Annotated in this window: 17 protein-coding genes; 6 read left to right on the top strand and 11 right to left on the bottom strand. The window is 71.7% G+C overall.

Features of this window, described 5'->3' with window-relative positions; genetic code table 11:
* Window positions 1-73: 73 nt before the first annotated feature.
* From ACFYOU_RS12065 to ACFYOU_RS12075, 3 genes are all read right to left on the bottom strand, one after another.
* Window positions 74-1,126: a substrate-binding domain-containing protein gene (locus tag ACFYOU_RS12065; RefSeq protein ID WP_391305088.1), complete on the bottom strand. Its 1,053-nt coding sequence runs from the start codon at window positions 1,124-1,126 to the stop codon at window positions 74-76.
* A gap of 2 nt (window positions 1,127-1,128) precedes the next feature.
* Entirely contained in the window at window positions 1,129-4,116 is a 2,988-nt protein-coding gene (locus ACFYOU_RS12070) for an aminotransferase (RefSeq protein ID WP_391305090.1), read from the bottom strand.
* A 362-nt stretch (window positions 4,117-4,478) separates the two neighbouring features.
* Window positions 4,479-5,414 carry a pentapeptide repeat-containing protein gene (locus tag ACFYOU_RS12075; protein ID WP_391305091.1) on the bottom strand — a complete coding sequence of 312 codons (936 nt, stop codon included), beginning with the start codon at window positions 5,412-5,414 and terminating at the stop codon, window positions 4,479-4,481.
* 283 nt (window positions 5,415-5,697) lie between these two features.
* On the opposite strand from ACFYOU_RS12075, the gene ACFYOU_RS12080 reads away from it, so the two are divergent.
* Together ACFYOU_RS12080 and ACFYOU_RS12085 are read left to right on the top strand one after the other, a co-directional pair.
* Window positions 5,698-6,117 (top strand): hypothetical protein, encoded by a 420-nt coding sequence (locus ACFYOU_RS12080; protein ID WP_391305093.1) that lies wholly within the window; start codon window positions 5,698-5,700, stop codon window positions 6,115-6,117.
* A 277-nt stretch (window positions 6,118-6,394) separates the two neighbouring features.
* Complete coding sequence (locus ACFYOU_RS12085) at window positions 6,395-7,165, top strand: DUF2071 domain-containing protein (RefSeq protein WP_391305094.1); 771 nt, start codon at window positions 6,395-6,397, stop codon at window positions 7,163-7,165.
* On the opposite strand, the gene ACFYOU_RS12090 is transcribed toward ACFYOU_RS12085, so the two are convergent.
* The 3 genes from ACFYOU_RS12090 to ACFYOU_RS12100 all read right to left on the bottom strand — a co-directional run bounded on the left by ACFYOU_RS12090 (window position 7,135) and on the right by ACFYOU_RS12100 (window position 8,989).
* On the bottom strand, window positions 7,135-7,386 hold the full coding sequence (locus tag ACFYOU_RS12090) for a DUF4190 domain-containing protein (RefSeq protein WP_391305096.1): 252 nt from the start codon (window positions 7,384-7,386) through the stop codon (window positions 7,135-7,137). The two genes, ACFYOU_RS12085 and ACFYOU_RS12090, sit on opposite strands and share 31 nt — an antisense overlap.
* 137 nt (window positions 7,387-7,523) lie before the next feature.
* The gene (locus tag ACFYOU_RS12095; protein ID WP_391305098.1) at window positions 7,524-8,123 is read right to left on the bottom strand and encodes a dihydrofolate reductase family protein; all 600 of its coding nucleotides are present in this window, start codon (window positions 8,121-8,123) and stop codon (window positions 7,524-7,526) included.
* Window positions 8,120-8,989: a metalloregulator ArsR/SmtB family transcription factor gene (locus ACFYOU_RS12100; RefSeq protein WP_391305100.1), complete on the bottom strand. Its 870-nt coding sequence runs from the start codon at window positions 8,987-8,989 to the stop codon at window positions 8,120-8,122. The genes ACFYOU_RS12095 and ACFYOU_RS12100 overlap by 4 nt, the downstream gene beginning before the upstream one ends.
* 340 nt (window positions 8,990-9,329) lie before the next feature.
* Between ACFYOU_RS12100 and ACFYOU_RS12105 the strand changes: the two genes are divergently transcribed.
* Window positions 9,330-10,478, top strand: coding sequence for an abortive phage infection protein (locus tag ACFYOU_RS12105; RefSeq protein WP_391305101.1), 1,149 nt, complete (start codon window positions 9,330-9,332; stop codon window positions 10,476-10,478).
* 52 nt (window positions 10,479-10,530) lie between these two features.
* Here the strand turns inward: ACFYOU_RS12105 and ACFYOU_RS12110 are convergent, their stop codons facing one another.
* The gene (locus tag ACFYOU_RS12110) at window positions 10,531-10,977 is read right to left on the bottom strand and encodes a hypothetical protein (RefSeq protein WP_391305102.1); all 447 of its coding nucleotides are present in this window, start codon (window positions 10,975-10,977) and stop codon (window positions 10,531-10,533) included.
* A gap of 106 nt (window positions 10,978-11,083) precedes the next feature.
* On the opposite strand from ACFYOU_RS12110, the gene ACFYOU_RS12115 reads away from it, so the two are divergent.
* Complete coding sequence (locus ACFYOU_RS12115) at window positions 11,084-11,845, top strand: phosphotransferase (protein WP_391305103.1); 762 nt, start codon at window positions 11,084-11,086, stop codon at window positions 11,843-11,845.
* A 141-nt stretch (window positions 11,846-11,986) separates the two neighbouring features.
* On the opposite strand, the gene ACFYOU_RS12120 is transcribed toward ACFYOU_RS12115, so the two are convergent.
* On the bottom strand, window positions 11,987-12,793 hold the full coding sequence (locus ACFYOU_RS12120) for an SDR family NAD(P)-dependent oxidoreductase (protein ID WP_391305105.1): 807 nt from the start codon (window positions 12,791-12,793) through the stop codon (window positions 11,987-11,989).
* A 266-nt stretch (window positions 12,794-13,059) separates the two neighbouring features.
* On the opposite strand from ACFYOU_RS12120, the gene ACFYOU_RS12125 reads away from it, so the two are divergent.
* Together ACFYOU_RS12125 and ACFYOU_RS12130 are read left to right on the top strand one after the other, a co-directional pair.
* Window positions 13,060-14,070: a zinc-binding dehydrogenase gene (locus ACFYOU_RS12125; RefSeq protein WP_391305107.1), complete on the top strand. Its 1,011-nt coding sequence runs from the start codon at window positions 13,060-13,062 to the stop codon at window positions 14,068-14,070.
* 23 nt (window positions 14,071-14,093) lie between these two features.
* Complete coding sequence (locus tag ACFYOU_RS12130; protein ID WP_391305109.1) at window positions 14,094-14,516, top strand: MerR family transcriptional regulator; 423 nt, start codon at window positions 14,094-14,096, stop codon at window positions 14,514-14,516.
* A gap of 246 nt (window positions 14,517-14,762) precedes the next feature.
* On the opposite strand, the gene ACFYOU_RS12135 is transcribed toward ACFYOU_RS12130, so the two are convergent.
* From ACFYOU_RS12135 to ACFYOU_RS12145, 3 genes are read right to left on the bottom strand one after another with little or no spacing between them, the layout of a single operon-like run.
* Entirely contained in the window at window positions 14,763-15,668 is a 906-nt protein-coding gene (locus tag ACFYOU_RS12135) for a hypothetical protein (RefSeq protein WP_391305110.1), read from the bottom strand.
* Window positions 15,669-15,671: 3 nt separating this feature from the next.
* Window positions 15,672-16,439: an SDR family NAD(P)-dependent oxidoreductase gene (locus ACFYOU_RS12140; RefSeq protein WP_391305111.1), complete on the bottom strand. Its 768-nt coding sequence runs from the start codon at window positions 16,437-16,439 to the stop codon at window positions 15,672-15,674.
* A complete protein-coding gene (locus ACFYOU_RS12145; RefSeq protein WP_391305113.1) occupies window positions 16,436-17,323 on the bottom strand; it encodes a TauD/TfdA family dioxygenase in 888 nt (295 codons plus the stop codon). The genes ACFYOU_RS12140 and ACFYOU_RS12145 overlap by 4 nt, the downstream gene beginning before the upstream one ends.
* Window positions 17,324-17,343 lie beyond the last annotated feature (20 nt).

Below are 17,343 nucleotides of genomic sequence, written 5' to 3' on the forward strand. Positions count from 1 at the left end.
TTCGCGAACAGCCCGGTCGGCTGTTCGCGAAAGACCCGTGCAGAAAAAGACGGCGGTATCGGAAAGAGGCTTCTTATCGAATCCGGAGGGACCGAGTGGAAGTCCGTATGTTGAGCTCTATGGGAACCGAACGGACGGTGCCCTCCGGTTCCTTTCGGGCGAGGATCTCGCACAGCAGGCGGGCGCATTCCGCGCCGACCGAGCGGGGACGCAGTTCGATGGAGGTGATCGGGGGGTCCGCCAACCGCATCGCCGAGCTGTCCACGCAGGAGGCCAGCAGCAGGTCCTCCCCCACCGTGCGCCCGGCCGCACGCAACTCCGGCAGGATAGCGGCCGCGGCCCCGTCGGCGGCGCAGACGATCGCGTCGATCTCGGGGCAGCGGACGAACATCCGACGGACTTCCGCCTGCAACGCCTCGGGGGCGGAGCCGAACGGGGCCCGGTGGGTGAGGTCGGGCGCTCCCCGCTCGGCGCACCACCCGCTGTAGGTGGCGCACAGGGTGGTGGCCCATTCCGCGGTGGTGTCCGAGGCCAGGAACGCGACGCGACGGGCCCCTCGTTCCCCGAGGTGGTCCAGGAGTTCCGCCAGGTGGGTGCGGTGGTCGGAGACGACGACCCCGGTGGGTTCCTTGTCCCCGACGTACCGTTCCGCCGTCACGACGGGCAGACCGGAACTCATCAACTGGTCCACCACCGGGTCACCGGCCATCGGATCGCACAGCACCAGACCGTCGACCTGCGGGGCGCCGGGCCCGTGCCCCAGGTGCCCCGCGGAGATCAGGGTGACGTTGAGACTGGCTCGGGTCGCCTCCTCGATCACCCCGAACACGAAGGACATGTAGTACTCGGCGCTGGTCAGGAACTCCGGAATGTGCAGCCCGATCGTCTCCGTCACCGAGGTGCGCAGCGACCGGGCGTTGCGGTTGGGCGAGTACCCCAACTGCCGTGCCGCGGCCACCACCACGTCCCGGGTCGCCTCGGACACCCGCCCGCGTCCGCGCAGCGCGTCGGAGGCAGTGGTCCTGGAGACCACGGCCAGGCGGGCCACGTCCGCGATGGTCGGGGCGGCGGGGGTGCCGGCCCGGGGTTCGCGGGTGTCCGGCGCCGCCCGGGGGCCGTACTGCATGTTCACCATCCGTGGGTCAGGGTGTCGTCCAGCGCGGACACGAAGCGGTCCGCGCTGTCGGGGGTCAGGCACAGCGGGGGTTTGATCTTGAGGACGCACTGTCGGTCCGAGGTGGGTTGGACGATCACGCCCAGTTCACGGAGCCGCTCGCAGATCGCGGCCGTCTCCTCGGTCGCGGGTTCGCGGGTGCTGCGGTCCCGGACGAACTCCACCCCGAGGTAGAGCCCGCTGCCGTGCACGGCGCCGATCAGCGGGTGGCGCTCCGCCAGTTCCTGGAGCCCGGCGCGCAGCCGGTCGCCGACGGTGCGGGCGTTGTCCTGGAGCTTCTCGTCCCTCAGCACGTCCAGGACGGTGAGTCCGACGACCGAACTCACCGGGCTGCCGCCCGCGGAGGAGAAGAAGTACCCCTGGGTCCGGTAGGCCGCGGCGATCTCACGGGTGGTGATGACCGCGCCCAGCGGATGACCGTTGCCCATCGCCTTGGCGACGGTGACGACGTCCGGTACGACGCCCTGCTGTTCGAAGCCCCAGAAGTGGTGACCGAGCCGGCCGTAGCCGACCTGGACCTCGTCGGCGACGCACAGTCCGCCGGCCGCGCGGACCGCCGTGTACACCTGCTCCAGATAGCCCTCGGGCAGGGCCATCCCGCCGGCGTTCCCGTAGTACGGCTCGCAGATGAACGCACCCGGGGGGCGCCCCGACGCGGTCAGCGCCTCGATCGCCGCGACGGCCTCGGGCGCGTACCGCCCGGCTCCGGTTCCCCGGTGGACGCCCCGGTAGGCGTTGGGCGCGGGGAGGGCGTGCACCCAGTCGGGACGGGAGGCGAGCGCACCGGGGTTGTCGGCGATCGAGGTGGACACGGCGTCACTGGCGTAGGTCCAGCCGTGGTACGCCTCGCCGATCGCGACGGTGTCCTGCCGTCCGGTGGCCGCCCAGGCGAGGCGGAGCGCGAGGTCCACGGCTTCGGATCCGCTGTTGACCAGGAAGACCTGGTCGAGCGGGGCCGGGAGGAGTTCCGCGAGGCGTTCCGACAGCTCCACCACGGAGGCGTAGTGGAACCGGGAGTTGGTGTTGAGGCGCTGCCACTGTCGGTGCACGGCCCCAGCGAGCCGGGGGTGGCCGTGGCCGAGGATCGTGACGTTGTTGAGCACGTCCAGGTAGCAGCGGCCCTCGGTGTCGAGGAGGTACTCGCGCCAGCCGCGTTCCACCCGGGGCGGCGCCTCGTAGTAGTGCTCCTGCACCGCGGCGAAGGAACGGTCACGGCGGGCCAGCAGTTCGGCGGGTGAGGCGTCGGCCGCGTCGCCCGCCGGCGGGGTGGGGGCCGGTTCGAGGGCACCGGCCGGAAGGATCAGGGCGGTGGGGTCCGGGCACGACGCGAGCCAGCCGGGGGCCAGGCCCGGGGCGGCGAACCGCGGCGGTGCGTCGTCCGCGAGCCGGGTGAGCAGGACATGGGCCGGCGGGCCGCCGTCGCGGGGGGCGAACGTCCCGATCGGGTCCCCGGCACGGACGGTCGGGGTACGTCCCGGGCCCTCGCCACCCCGGCCTGCGTCGATGTCACCGATGCCTTCGATGCCTTCGATGATCAGGCGCCAACCGTCCGCCGTCAGGGTCACCCCGTGCGGCCCGTGGTGGACCAGGGTTCCGGCCCACGGCGCCGTCAGGGTCACCGGCCCGGCCGTGCGCAGTTCCACGCCGAGCGCCAGTGTCGCCGCCGCCGGGTCCTCGGGACGGGACCGGGTGATCCGGTGTTCACCGTGCCGGGTGAGCACCACCGCCGCTCCGGCGGCGAACGCCCGCGCCGCCGACGCCGCCTCCGCGTCCGGGGCCAGCCAGGCGCCGCCGTGCAGGTCGTCGCTGAGGACGGACAGGTCCAGGAACGTGACGGAGCCGCCCGGTTCGACCAGCAGCGGGTGCGGTGCGGTGGGCGGACCCGACGGTGCGGGGTGGCCGGTCGCCGCACGGAAGTGGGCGCCCATCACCTCGGCGGGGACGGACAGGGCCGCCTCCAGCATCGCCCACTCGCGGTCGAGCGCCGCGGCGGCGTAGGCGTTGTCGGGATCCTGGAGCGCGTCGAACCGGCCGCTGGCCACCAGGACGGCGCAGCGCAGCACGATCAGCGGCCACAGCGCGTCGATCTCGTCGGCCTCCAGCGGACGCACGGCGTGGAAGGCGCGCACGGCGGGCAGCACGGACGCCGGCCCGCAACCGTGGTGGTGGAGGACGGAGGCGCAGGTCACGGCGAGTTCGGCGACGCCCCAACCAGGTCCGAGGTCACCGAAGTCGATCACCCCGACGGGCCGTGGGCGGCCCTGGGGCCCCGTCTCGCAGACCACGTTGTTGTCGGTGACGTCACCGTGGATGGTCTGGACGGGGAGCCGATGGGCGAGCGGTGCGAGGTGCGCGTGGGCCGCCCGGGCGGCGGCGAGCACCCGGGTGGCCGCCGCGCGGTCGGTCAGCTGCGGGGCGAGTGCCTCCACCACGGCCAGCCCGTTGCGCAGGTCCCACAGCCGGGCGTCGTCCTGCTCCGGCACGTCGACCGCGGCGAGTCCGGCGGCGACCCGTCCGGACAGTTCACCGAGGCGGGCGACCACTTCGGGGGCGAGGTAGCGGCTGTCCATGATCGGCTCGCCGGGTACGTGGTCGAGCAGTCGGGCGCACAGGTCGACGCCGTTCACGGTGATCCGTTGCACGAACGCGCCGTCGGTGCCGGGGCGGGCCCGCGGCAGCCGGAGGTCCGGTGCAGCGGCGGTGAGCGCTTCGACCGCCCGGACCTGACGGTCCAGGGCGGCGGGTCGCGTGGTCGGGTTGGCGATCTTCAGGACGTGGTCGCCGCCGCTCTCGGTCCGCACCCGGTGGTTCAGGTCCTGTTGGCTGCCCAGGTCCTGGAGCGTGCCGCGCACTCCGAACCTCTCCTCCAACACGGCGGTCAGGGTCTCCGCGCCGACGGCGACCATCGGCGGTGTCAACCAGTCTGCGGACGGGATGGCCATAGCACTCCGATCAGCGGCGTCCGAGGACCGCCCGGGGGCGAGCGGCGGTGCCGCATGGGCTGCCGGAACGATCCGGCATGGGTGAGGGTGAAGATAGGGAGGGCCCGCGGAACGTGTCAACGGATCTGACAGGAATCCGGCGAACGGACATCCGATCGTGCCGCGCGCCCGTTGTGCGTCCACCGTGCGTCCCTGCTCGGGGAGTTCCATCGTCCGCCGCCTCACCAGCGGCGTTGGACACGAACGCGCTCCGTGTCCAGCAACAGCGGCTCTCCGGGAGCACTCGGCCCGGCACGGCGGGCTCCTGCCGGCGCCCCGTTCGCCCGTGCAGGACCGACGCTCCGTGAGCGCACCGTGCACCCTCAGGTGAGGGCGGGCGGCGGCTTCGTGGTGTCATCCGTGCGGGCGGTGTCTATCTGCTTCTTCGTGACGGTCGCGTTCCGCAGGTCCGCCCCACGCAGGTCCGCACCGGTGAGGTCGGCCTTGCGGAGGTCCGCACGAGTGAGGTCCGCCCCACGCAGATCCGCTCCCACCAACTGCGCCCGGCGCAGGTCCGCGTCACTCAGATAGGCACCGGACAGGTCGGACCGGTACAGAGAGGCAGCCATCATCCTCGCTTCCCTGAAGTTGGCACGGCGCAGGTCCGAGTGCGGCAGGCCCGCACCGTTCAGGAGCGCGCCGTAGAGGTTGGCGTCACGCAGGTCTGCTTTCGCCAAACCGGCCTCACGGAGATCGGCTCCATCCAACGCGGCTCGCCTTAGGTTTGCCTTGTCCAGATTCGCCCCGGACAGGTCCGCATCAGACAGAAACGCGTGGCGCAGGTCCGCGCCGCGGAGGTCGGTCTCGCCCAGAGCGGCCTTCGCACCCCGCGCACTGGAGGTGAGATCCACCCGGGGGAGCCTGGCGCCACGGAGGTTCGGGAGGAAGCCCTGATCGTAGGAGACGTCACGGGCCGTCAGAGCGATGAATGCGGCGAGGACATCAGCGGGTAGGTCCTGCCCCTTCGGAGGCGGGGCAGTGGCGTGGGTCCGCACGTACGTGGCCAGGATGTTGGCGACGGTGGGTTGGTCGCGAGGAGAATCCTGCATGATCCGCTGGAGGGCGTAGACACCGCCCAGCCGCACATCGACCTTGTTCTCACCAAGATTGTCCACCGCGGCTGTGTACCGGTCCGTGACCTGCCCTTCCTTGTGCAGCATCCTCTCTTCCCGCGCCTGCTCATTGGCATGGTGAGCCTGGACGTTGGAGTACCAGAGCCCGCCGATCGCCGCGATGGAGGCCGCCAGGACGGAGACCAACTCGATCCGACGGGCCCAGTCGAGGTCGCCGCTCCCCCTCACGGAATCGGCGTCGCCCCGCGAACCGGCGCGAACGGTTGATCGGGTGGGCCGGGTGGGCCGTGGAGATCGGCGTAAGCGCGGGCGGCGGTGCGGTGAAGGAGGCATACGGGTATTCGACCCTCATCGTCCGCTCCAGCGCAGCCCTTCCGACCGCTTCCCGGCGGCCCTCCGCTGGCGCTGCCCCCGTTCACCCCTCGCTAGGCCGTGTGTCGGAGGTGAATCGTGCGCATAGGGTGCCGGCATGTCACTTGGTCACACCGTCCTCCTGTCCGGTCGTTCGATCGGGCTCTCCGAGCTACGGATGTCTTCGACCTACGAGGGGATGCTGGAGGGTTATCCGTGCAAGCGCATCAACGACTTCAAGGTCGCTTCGCTCAAGCGACAGGCCGAGCGTGCATCCTCCTCCAGGCCGGTCCATCTCGTTCCGCCCTCCCGCGAGTACCCGGCCGAGACCGCCGGCGCCTTCGGTCCCGTTGAGGTGCTGCCCGCAGTGGCGTGCGTCGGCGTCTTCCACTCCGCGGCGCTCGATCCGTCCATGGACGGTTCCGTCCTCGTCGTCGCGTGGTTCCAGCCAGTGCCCGAGATACCCGCGGGCGAGGACGCCGACCTTGCTCTGCGCGGCATCGACTGGGAGGAACTGGCCCAGGACTACGAGCTGTAGCGACGGGTGCTGATCACAGCCACCGTCGCGAGCTCGGCACCGGTCACTGGTCGATGTCCTCCACCCCCGTGGAACTGGCCCGAGTGCCCTGTGAGGCCACGGCGGGACACGGCCGTGCCCCGTTGCGGGAGGACCTGCGGTGACCTCGCGCACATCGCGGGCAGGGGCGGTCCGGCGCCAACACGGGGTGGACGTGGCCCCGTTGGCCCTTGCCCCTGGAACGGCCTCACGACACCGCCGCCCCCTCGGGTTCCGGTCGGTCTGTGATGCTGACACCATGCCCACCGCACCGCACCTCCCGGACCCCGTCACCCCGGACGCCCCCGCGGCGATAGCGAGCCCGCTGCTCACCCAGTGGTGGTTGGACCTCGCCTTCGTCCACTGGGCCGTGGAACCGGAGCTCGTGGCCCGGTTGCTACCGGCCGGGACGGTGCCCGACACCCTCGGGGGGACGACGTACGTCGGTCTGGTCGCCTTCCGGATGCACCGGGTCGGCTGGTTCCGGCTGCCCGGCATCCCCTACTTCGGCGCCTTTCCGGAGACCAACGTACGCCTGTACTCCGTCGATGCCGACGGACGGCGCGGCGTGGTGTTCCGCTCGATGGACGCCTCCCGGCTGGTACCGGTGATCATGGGGCGGGCGGGGTTCCGGCTCCCGTACGTCTGGTCCCGCATGTCCGTGCGCTCCGCGGGCGACACCCTCGCCTACACCAGCCGTCGTCGCTGGCCCGGTCCCCGCGGCATCAGCAGCCACCTCACGATACGGAAGGGCGAACGCGTCGAGGAGCCGACGGAACTGGAGCACTTCCTGACCGCCCGGTGGGGCCTGCACAACACCTTCCCCACCGGGGTCGCCTACCTGCCCAACGACCACCCGCGCTGGCCGCTGTACCGCGCGGACCTCGTCGAATGCCGGCAAGGGCTGACAGTGGCGGCCGGACTGCCCCAGCTGCGGGGCGAGCCGGTCAGCGTGCTGTACTCACCCGGGGTCCCCGTCCGTCTCGGCCGACCGTGCCGTCAGGGCCGGGCCGCCAGCAGGACGGCGTAGAGGACGAGGACCGTGATGCCGAGGAGGATGCCCGTCTTCGCCAGGGCCCTACCGGAGGTGCCGTCCTGGGTCAGGGCGAGGTAGCCGGTGAGCACGGCGAGCGGGCCGAGCAGCAGGCTCAGGGTGATGAATCCGAGGACCCCGGAGACGACGCTGACCAGGGCGAGCGCCGGAGCGGAGGACGGGGCGCGAAGGGCTGAAAGGCTCTTGGAGGCGTGCACGATCTGACTCCTGTCATCGATCTGCGGTGCTTGCTTCCGGTGATGCGGGTACCCCGCCCCGGCCACCGCATGCCATCGCATGTCACCGACGGCGGGCACGGAGTTCCTTCGACCCGTGGCACGCCGAACGGGCCGGTTCAGCGCGCCCGGTCGTAGACCATGGCGATCTCTCCCCGTGTGCCGACCTCCTGGTGGGTCAGCGTCCAGCGCGAAGCAGGCAGGCCGTCGTCGAACAGCCGCCGTCCGCCGCCGGCGATCTCGGGGAAGAACATGAGGTGGAGCCGGTCGATCAGATCGGCCGAGAGGAGTGCCTTGATGACGCTGGGGCTGCTGTTGACGAGGATGTCGCCCTCGCCGGTGGCCTTGAGTTCGGCGACGACGTCCGCGGCCGGCGCGTTCGCCAGCCGGGTGCGTGCCCACGGGGCTTCGGTCAAGGTGGTCGAGAGGACCACCTTCTCCGTGTCGACCAACCACTTCGCGTATCCGCGATCACGCGGATCGGCGTTCTCGTCCGCGGCGACCGACGGCCAGTACGACAGGAACCCTTCGGCGTTGATCCGACCGAGCAGGGCCACCGTCGCACCCTCCCAGATGCGGGTGAGGTGGTTGCGCGCGACCTCGGTCGTCACGTACGGGGCGAACATCGAGAAGTCGTCGGGCCCGGCGGGGCCGTGGTAGCGCCCGTCGAGGCTGAGGCTCAGGTTCGCGGTCACCCTACGGTCGGTCGAGTCGGTCATCGCGCACTCCCCGCATCGGTGTCGGTCGTATCGGTGGGGGCGGTGTCGGGGGACTCGGCGGCGAGGTTCGCCGCGAGCCTGTCCAGGCTCTGGCCGAAGCCGATCTCGATGCCCGCGATGAAGTCCGCGGCATCGACCGTGCTGTCGGTGATCCGCCAGTGGACGTGGAGGTCGGTGCCCAGGTCGGTGGGGCCGAGGCTCATGTCGACGTGGGCGGTGAAGGCGGGGCTGCCGTCGGGGAGCAGCGGGGAGAGCCGGTAGGTCAGGCGCTCGCCGGGGAGCACGTCGTCGACGACGCCTTCCGCGCGCCCGGCGACCCGGTCCGAGGCGTTGACGTCCTCGGAGTCGCGGTACTCCTGGACGATCCGCCCGCCGGGTCGTGCCTCGAAGAGCAGTTCGGAGACGCGGAGGTCGTCGGGGGTCCACCACCGGGTGAGCAGCGGGTGTTGGGTCAGATGACGCCAGACCGCTTCGGGAGGGCCCGCCAGCGGCTGGAGGAACCTGAAGGTGCGGCCGTCCGCCCACCCCGCCCCCTCCGCGGCGCCCCGCTCCGCCTGGAGGCTGAGCCCGTACCGCTCATAGGTCGCCCGTGCGCCACCGATCTGGTCCGCGGTGCCGGCGAGCCGATCGAACTCGGCGGCCAAGTCGTGCAGCGGACCGGGCCGGAGCGCATAGATCCGGCGCTGGCCGGTGCGTTGCGAGGTGACGACGCCGGCGCGTTCGAGGATCTGCAGGTGCTTGGTCGTCTGGGGTTGGCGCGCCCCGGCGAGTTGGGCGAGGACACCGACCGGGCGGGGGCGTTCGGCCAAGAGGTTCACGAGGCGCCAGCGGGCGGGGTCGGCCAGAGCGGCGAGGAGCGCTTCCATGCCTCAAAGTATTCTTGGTGACGAATATTCTTGTCAAGGAATGTCTTGGGTCGTGGGGGTGCGCAACGGACGCCAACCCCGTTTCCGTCTCCGGCACTTGATCGGAGAGGCGGTGCAGCGGGGGGCGGACCTCCGGGTCTGCTGCGGGGCACGGGTGGGGGCCGTCAGGAGTCGTGAGGAGGAACGACGGAAGGCTGACCGGACGCGCCGTACGAGCGACTTACGTCAGCCGTGCAGGGACTCAGGACGGATGATCCCGCCGCCCCGTACGGACCACGCTGGGGGACATGGACAAGGGCAGGACCTACAGCCGGGAGACGCTGTGACACAGCCAGGCACGATGCATCGCGCTGCCTTCCTCCGACGGGCGGCCGCGCTCGGCCTGCTCGCCGTGGCCGGGTCGGCGGTCGCGCCCGGGGCGGCCGCTGCCGTGGGCGGCCGGGGCGTACCCGGACGCGCCGGGCAGGGGCTCACGTACCGGGGCGTCGTCTACGACACCGGCACCTCCCACGGACCGGGTCACCTGCCTCCCGAGCTGTGGACGGCTTCCCTGATGCGGACCGACCTGCGGGCGATCGACCGCGGGCTGCACTGCAACGCGGTCATGGTCTGCGGATCGGATCTCGACCGGCTCGAACTGAGTTCCCGCGAGGCGCTGCGTCGTGGACTCCAAGTGACGCTCCAGCCGCGGTTGTTCGACCATCCGCAGGCGGAGATCCTCGCCCATCTGGCCCGGACGGCCCGGCTGGCGGAACAGCTGCGGACCTCGCACGGGCCCGAGGTGGTGCTCGCCGTCGGCTGCGAGTACGTCCTCTTCGCTCCGGGAATCGTGCCGGGGGCGACCTTCTTCGACCGCATGCAGCACCTCATCGAGGGACAGTTCGACTACCCCGCCATCATGCGGCGGCTGAACGACTTCGTCCGCGAGGCCGTCGCCGTGGCCCGCGCGCACTTCCACGGCCGCATCACCTACGGCGCCGCCGCCGGCCTGGAGGAGATCGACTGGAGCCTCTTCGACATCGTGGGGGTGAACTACTACGCGTTCCACCGCGACCCCCGTGACTACACCAGGGAGCTCGCCCCCTTCCGGCGCTGGAACAAGCCCGTCACGATCCTGGAGTTCGGCTGCTGCACCTTCCGCGGAGCGGCCGAACGGGGCGGCGACGGCTGGTCGGTGGTGGACTGGGACAAGCCGGTGCCCGAGGTCAAGGGGGACCTCCAGCGGGACGAGCAGGAACAGGCCGAGCACATCACGAACATGCTCGAGGTCTTCGAACGGGAGGGGTTCCACGGGGCGTGGCTCTACGGCTTCATCGCCCGGGACAGCCCGCACTCCCCCCAGCCCCGGTACGACCTGGACATGGCGTCGTTCTCTGTGGTGAAGGTGATCAGGCGCGACCACGAGGACCCCGCGTCGCCGTACCACTGGGAACCCAAACGCTCCTTCTTCGCGGTGGCACGGCACAACCGCGCGGCGCGCGGGCGCTGATCCTCCCGCCCCTCGCCCGGACCGGCCGGTCCCGCGCGGGCGTCACCCCACGTCACACGGCCCACCAGCAGTAGAGACGGGACCCCGCTGCGCGTGCGCGGCCGGCCAGACCCGCAAGGCTCTCCAGTACCTCGATGGCCTCCTCAGGGGTGGTCCCGAGCTCCTGGAGCTCGTCCGACGCGCACCACGGTCCGGCAGCCTCGCTCAAGGAGGAGGGAGCCGCCGAGGCCAGTGCTTCCTGCAAGGTGTCGGAGACGCTGATGACGAAGGCGTCCTCGGCCTCGGGAGAGGAGAGCAGCTGCCCGGAGCGGGGGCGCCCGCGCGCCTCCTCGTACGTGCAGGCGGTCAGGACCGCTTCCAACTGGGCGATCACCACAACCGGGTCGATGCCCTTGAGGGACACCACGTCGAACGTCGTGCGGTCCGGGCCACCGAACGCGTCGAGGACTCCCAGGGCCGACCCGTCGTCGGGAGCGGAGAAGTACGTGCACGTCACCATGCGGGAGATCCTCGCACCCGGGACTGACAACGCCGCGGCACGGGTCGCTCCCCCGGCCCTCCGGAACTCGGCTGCCGACGGGTTCCCCCCTCGCTAGCCTTGCCTGATGGAAGATCGAGAGGTGCTCGTCGGCGGGGTGAACCGGGTCGTCCGGGAAGGCGGCCTGGTCCGACGCCCGGCCGGTCCCTGGAGCGTCACGGTCCAGCGTCTGCTCGCCCAGCTCCGTGACGCGGGCTTCACCGGCGCGCCCCGTCCGTACGGCTTCAGCGAGGACGGGGGCGAGGAACTGGTCGAGTACCTGCCCGGAGGGGTCGGGCACGACTTCGCCGCGTCCGACGTGCGCAGCGATGCGTCGCTGATGGCCGCGGGGCACCTGTTGCGCGGTCTCCATGACGCGTCCGTCGGCTTCGTCCGGGAGCGGGGCGACGTCTGGCAGCTGCCCCCGCGCGAACCGGTGGAAGTGATCTGCCACGGTGACGCGGCCACGTACAACACGGTGTTCCGCAACCGACTTCCGGTGGCCTTCATCGACTTCGACACGGCTCATCCGGGCCCCCGGCTGTGGGACGCCGCCTACACGGCCTACCGCTTCGTTCCGCTGTACGCCCCCGACGAGGTGGAGCACACCCTGCCGATTCCGGAAGCGCGGCGCCGCCTCGCCCTGTTCGCCGACGCCTACGGCCTGTCCCGCACGGAACGGGCCCGGCTGCCCGCCACGGCGGCGCAGCGGCTGAGGGCGCTCGTCGCGTGGATGCGGCAGCAGGCCGCGGCGGGTCACCCGGCGTTCAGCCGACACGTGGCGGAGGGGCACGACCGCCGCTACCTGACGGATGCCCAGTGGATCGAGGGCGAGTTCGCCGCCGGTTGAGGGTGAGGGGGCCGCGGGCGGGTGACCGCCGTGCTCGGGCAGGACGGGAGCGGACCGCGCCTCGACGGGCCGCCCGCCCTTCGCCGCCCCCTGGAGAACGGGCGGCCCGTCGAGGTGCGGGCAGCCGAACGACCTCCCGCGTCAGAAGCTCTTGTGGAACCCGGCGTCGACGGCGAAGTCGGCGCCGATCGTGCTGGCCGATCGCGGTGAGGCCAGGAGCAGGATCGTGTCAGCGACCTCCTGGGGGTCGATCAGACGGCCCGTCACCTGGCCCATCATCTGGGGGGCCAGGGTCTCCAGGACGGTGTCCCGATCCGCGCCGGCCATCGCGGCGATGACGTCCGCGGCTCCCCCTTCCTCGGTCCACCACGCGGTGCGCACCGCGCCCGGGGAGACCGTGTTGACCCGGATCCCCCGGGGCCCGAACTCCTCGGACAGTGCCTTGGTGAGGTTGGAGAGCCCGGCCTTGGCGGCTCCGTACTCGATGTTGACGCTCGCGGGCTGGCGGGCCAGACCGGTGGACACGTTGATGACGGAGCCGCCGCCGCGCTCGATCATGCGGGGGATCGCGGCCCGGGTCATGCGCACGGCCGAGAACAGGTTGAACTCGAAGATGGCCTGCCACGCGGCGTCGTCACCGCCGAGGAACCCGGAGCGCGGCATGGTGATGCCGGGCGGCGGGCCGCCCGCGTTGTTGACCAGGACGTCCAGCCCACCGAAGTACTCGATCGCGCGGTCCACGACGCGACCCGGTGCGTCCGGGTCCATCAAATCAGCCGACACGTGGAGGAGGCCGGCTCCGCGGAGGTCCTCCAGTTCCGGCGTCGTCCGGCGGGAGACCGCCACCACCTTGGCGCCCTCTTGCCGCAGGGAGCGGGTGACGGCCAGCCCGATGCCCTTGGAGGCGCCGGTGACGAGGGCGACCCGGTCCAGAAGCTGAAGATCCATGATTGTCCTTCTCTTGACACCAGTTGCTTTCCCGTTCGGCACCGGGCCCTGACCGGGCCCCGCGCTGTTCCGAACGGGTTCGAGGAACATGCTGGTCCGTCCCCCCACCCCGTACTGGCGCCATTCCGACATCGCGTTCAAGGCCCCCGCGCCGGCAGGACGGCCGCTAGGGCGGCGACTTGCACTTGACGCGTGCGTCAAGTCCTAGCGTCGTCGTCGCGGCCGCATTCCGCGGCTCGCCGTCCCCGTGTCGAGAAGAGACCACCGTGAACGAGGCCCCGCTCCCCGCCACCCATCGTGAGGTCCATCTGGTCGGCCGACCCGAAGGCCCGCTCACCACAGGGCACTTCCGGTTGGTGGAAGCGCCCCTCCCCGTGCCCGCGCCGGGACAAGTGCTGCTGCGCAACCGGCTGATGAGCGTCACCGCGGTGATGCGCACCCTGATGGAGGGGGACGGTGACCTCCCCATGCCCGGCTACACCCCGGGTGCCGTCCTGTCGGGGCCGGCCGTCGGCGAGGTGATCACCGCTCCGCCCGGTTCGCTGACCCCGGGAGACCTGGTCGAGCACGGTGCGGGATGGCGGGAGTACGCGGTGGTGGGAGCGGACGGGCTGCAACCGTTGGACCTGGACGTGCTCCCCGATCCCGCCGCCCACCTCTCCCAGGGGTTCGTGGCGTGGCTCGGGGTGGTGCGCGGCGCGGAGGTCCGCCCCGGGGACACCGTCCTCGTCACCGGTGGCGCGGGCGGAGTCGGTTCGATGGCCGGCCAGTTCGCCCGGCTGCGCGGCGCGGCCAAGGTGATCGGCAGCACGAGCACCCGGGAGGAGGCCGAGGTGTTGACCGGCCGGCTCGGCTACGACGCGGCCGTCGTCCGTTCGGCGGGTCCCCTCGATGCGCAACTGCGCTCGGTCGCCCCGGACGGACTGGACGCCGTCGTCGACGTGGTCGGCGGGGACCAGGTGCGGGCCGCGCTGGCCCACGCCCGGCAGGGCGCGCGGATCGCGCTGGTCGGGAGCCTGGCCAGCCAGTTGACGGGCACCGCCACGACCGGGATCGACACGGCCACGCTGCTGAACCGGGGGATCACCGTGCGCGGAGTCCCGGGCTTCGCTCACCTCGACGCGCTCCCGCAGTGGGCCGAGGAGTTCGGCCGGGGGCTGCGCGAGGGCTCCCTCACCGTCCCGCACACCTTGCTGCGCGGAATCGCGCGTGCTCCGCGGGCCCTGTGCGACCTGCTCGACGGGCGCCACGTCGGTGCGGTACTGATCGAGCTCTGACGGCGCCACCCCGAGGAGACGACATGCGCATCGGCGAGGCGGCGCACGCCACGGGGCTCACCCCTCGGGCGCTGCGCCACTACGAACAGCAGGGCTTGCTCCGCCCGGGGCGCACCTCCCGCGGCCACCGGCTCTACACGGCCGCGCACCTGGAGCAGTTGCGCACCATCAGTGAACTGCTCCGCGCGGGCCTGACCGTCGCCGACGTGCGGAGTTTCGCCCATCTCCTGGACGGCGCCGCAGGCGACGACGGGGCCGGGGACGGGGAGCCCGGTCACTGCGCGGTCGCGGAGGTGAGCCATCAGCGGCTGCGGGAACTGGACCGGCGCATCGAGCGGCTCTCCCTGGTGCGGGCCCGGCTCGCCGCGCAACTCACCGACCGCTTCGGTGACCTCTTCGCGGAACGGTCCGCCACGGGCGGCACGTCGTCGCGGGCGTCCCGCTGAGCGATTCCTGCTAGCTTCCGCGGAACGACGTACGACCTGCGCGATCAGCGTGGATTCAGGGGAGGGCACCCGGTGGGCGATTCGAGCGCCGAGGCGACGGCCGTAGCAGAGCTGGTGAGCGCGGCACGGGAAGAGGCCGAAGGGCGGGCCGGCGACTTCGCGTACCGGGAATCGGGGGGTTGGGAAGCCGTCGCCCATGACGTCGACTTCTGGTGCACGTGGCATTGGGACGAGCTCAAGGAGGAGCTAACGGGTGCGGTCGAGGAGCGCGGCCTGCGCTGGGAGGCCGTGGGGGACATCGTGCGGGCCGCCTTCGAGGAGACGTTCCGGAAGTCCTTCGGCTGACGGGGCGGAGCCGTTCCCCGTCGCCCCCCGCAGGTGACGGGGCCCTTCGGCGGGGGGCGTCTCCCGGTGACGCCAACGCACCGGATCGGCCGCGCCGACGACGAGCTCTTCGGCGCTCGACGTGGGCCCCGGGGGCGGTCGGTAGTCCGTGCACGACAGGACCAACATCTCGTCGCCGCCCGGTTGGAACGCGTAGGCGACCCGCTCCAGTCGGCTCGGGACGCCCCGGTCCGCCAGCTCCCCCCGCAGACGGTCCAGTGCGCCGTACCGGAGGTCGCTGGTGTGCAGCAGTACCGGGAACAGGCGCACCTCCCACCGGGCCACCCGGGCCAGGTCGAGCAGCGCGCCGAGGTGGAACGCCTCGTCGAGGCGCGCGCCGTAGGAGAACAACAGGTGGGAGCTGAGGACGAGGTCGAACGCGTCCTGCTGGAAGGGCAGTCGGGGCAGCGAACCCGCGGTGTAGCGGTCCGGCCGGGCGGTGACGTCGGCGAGGAAGGCACGGGCCGCCCCGGTCCGGATCGTGGTGTAGCGCTCGGGGTCGCCGAACCAGGTCCACACGTACTTCGACGCCTCGGCCACCAGGGCGGTGTGCTTGTACTGGACCTCCCGCAGGGCCAGTTCGCCGAGTCGGCGCCGGTCGTGCGCGTACGCGGGGTCGACGGCCCGGGCGTCGACCCCGAGCCGCCCGGCTTCGGCGACGAAGCCCGCGGCCCCGCCGGGGCAGTCGAGGATGCGCAGGGTGAGGTCGTGTTCGGTGAGCGTGAACATCGCACGGTACTCGTCGAAGGAGCGGGCACTGACCAGCACGGTTCACCCACGCCCCACGAACGGCATGGTGGTCGGCAGGACGGTCAGGGACTGGATGTTGGTGTCCAGCGGCATGGACGCCATCAGCAGGACCGCCTCGGTGAAGCGTTCCACCGGGATGACGGCCTCCACCGCCGTCGTGCCGTCCGCCTGGAGCGCGGCCGGCTGCGGACCGCCGTCCAACGGGGCGACGTTGCCGACGTCGATCTGTCCGCAGGCGATGCCGTGCCGCCGGCCGTCCAGGGACAGGACCCGGGTGAGCCCGAGGACGGCGTGCTTGGCGGCGGTGTAGGCCACGGAGTTCGGTCGTGGCACGTGGGCGGACGGCGCTCCGTTGTTGATGATGCGTCCCCCCGCCGGGGACTGGGTGCTCATCACCCGGAACGCCTCGCGTGCGCAGAGGAAGCCACCGGTGACGATGGTGTCCATCACCCGGTTCCAGTCGTCGAACGGGGTGTCCGTGATGGGCCGTCGCGGGGCGGCGGCGCCGGCGTTGTTGAACAGCAGGTCCAGCCGGCCGAACCGGCGGCGAGCAGTGTCGAACAGTGCGGCGACCTCGTCGGGGTTCCTGATGTCGGTGGGGACGGCGAGCGTGCGCGAGGGATCCGTGGCCGCCAGGGTGAGGGTCTCTTCCAGGGCTTCCTTGCGCCGGCCGGCGACGACGACGGACCAGCCGGCGTCGAGCAGCGCCAAGGCGCTGGCCCTGCCGAGTCCGCTGCCGCCTCCGGTCACCAGGGCGATCCGACCGTCGACCGGTGTGCTGGTGGTCATGCGTCCTCCGTCTTCGTCCCCGTGTTCGTCCCCGTGTTCATCCAGATCCTGAGCATCCGCCGGGCCCGTGGGCCGGGTTCGTCGACGTACGGGGAACGTCCATGCAGGACGCGGCTGTTGCGGATGATCAGCAGGTCGCCCGCGGCCATCGGCAGGCCGAAGGCGATCTCGGGCCGGTACAGGACCTCGTCGAGGACGTCGAGGGCTTCCCACTGACGGGCCGTCAGCGGCGGGCCGCCCCGTTCGGGCGACGACCGCACCGTACGGGTCTGGTAGTAGCAGCCGACGGTGCCGTCCCGTTGGGTGAACAGGATCGGGGAAACGATGACCTGGGGCCCGGCCCGACCGGTGCGGTCGAAGGTCCAGTCCTCGCCGAGCGTGACGAGCACATCGGGCCGCTCCCGCTGGATGATGTCCCGCACATGGCGCGCGCTCGCCAGTTTGGTGAGCCCACCGCCCCGTGCCGCGGGTCGCAGACAGAACAGGACGAGCAGGTCGCAGGTGTCGCAGTGGAACCCCAACTCGGTGGCCCCGTCCCCGTCCTGGTCGCGGAGCACCCGGCTGAGGTCGCCCTCCGCGTTCTGGGCGACGATCTCGCCGAAGTCCCGCAGCAGGAACGACAGCGCCGGCACCAGGTCGTCCTCCGGCGCCGCAGGGTCCCCCAACCCGCTGACGTGGGCGATGCCGACGGCATCGGTGCTGCGCCGTACGAAGTCACGCAGGCGGCTGCGGACCGGCGCCGCACGGTCCCAGTGGCCGGCCCGGGCGTCGGCCCAGAGCAGCCGTCGTTCGTCCGGGTCGAGCGGCAGCGACCACAGTGCGCTGCGGTGCGCCAGTTCCGTGCTGCTCCAGCCGATCTCCGACACGGTGTCATCACGCGTCACGTGCCACTTCCTCTCGTCGT

Origin of the sequence: Streptomyces sp. NPDC005955 (genome assembly GCF_042871255.1) — a bacterium.
GTDB lineage: Bacteria > Actinomycetota > Actinomycetes > Streptomycetales > Streptomycetaceae > Streptomyces.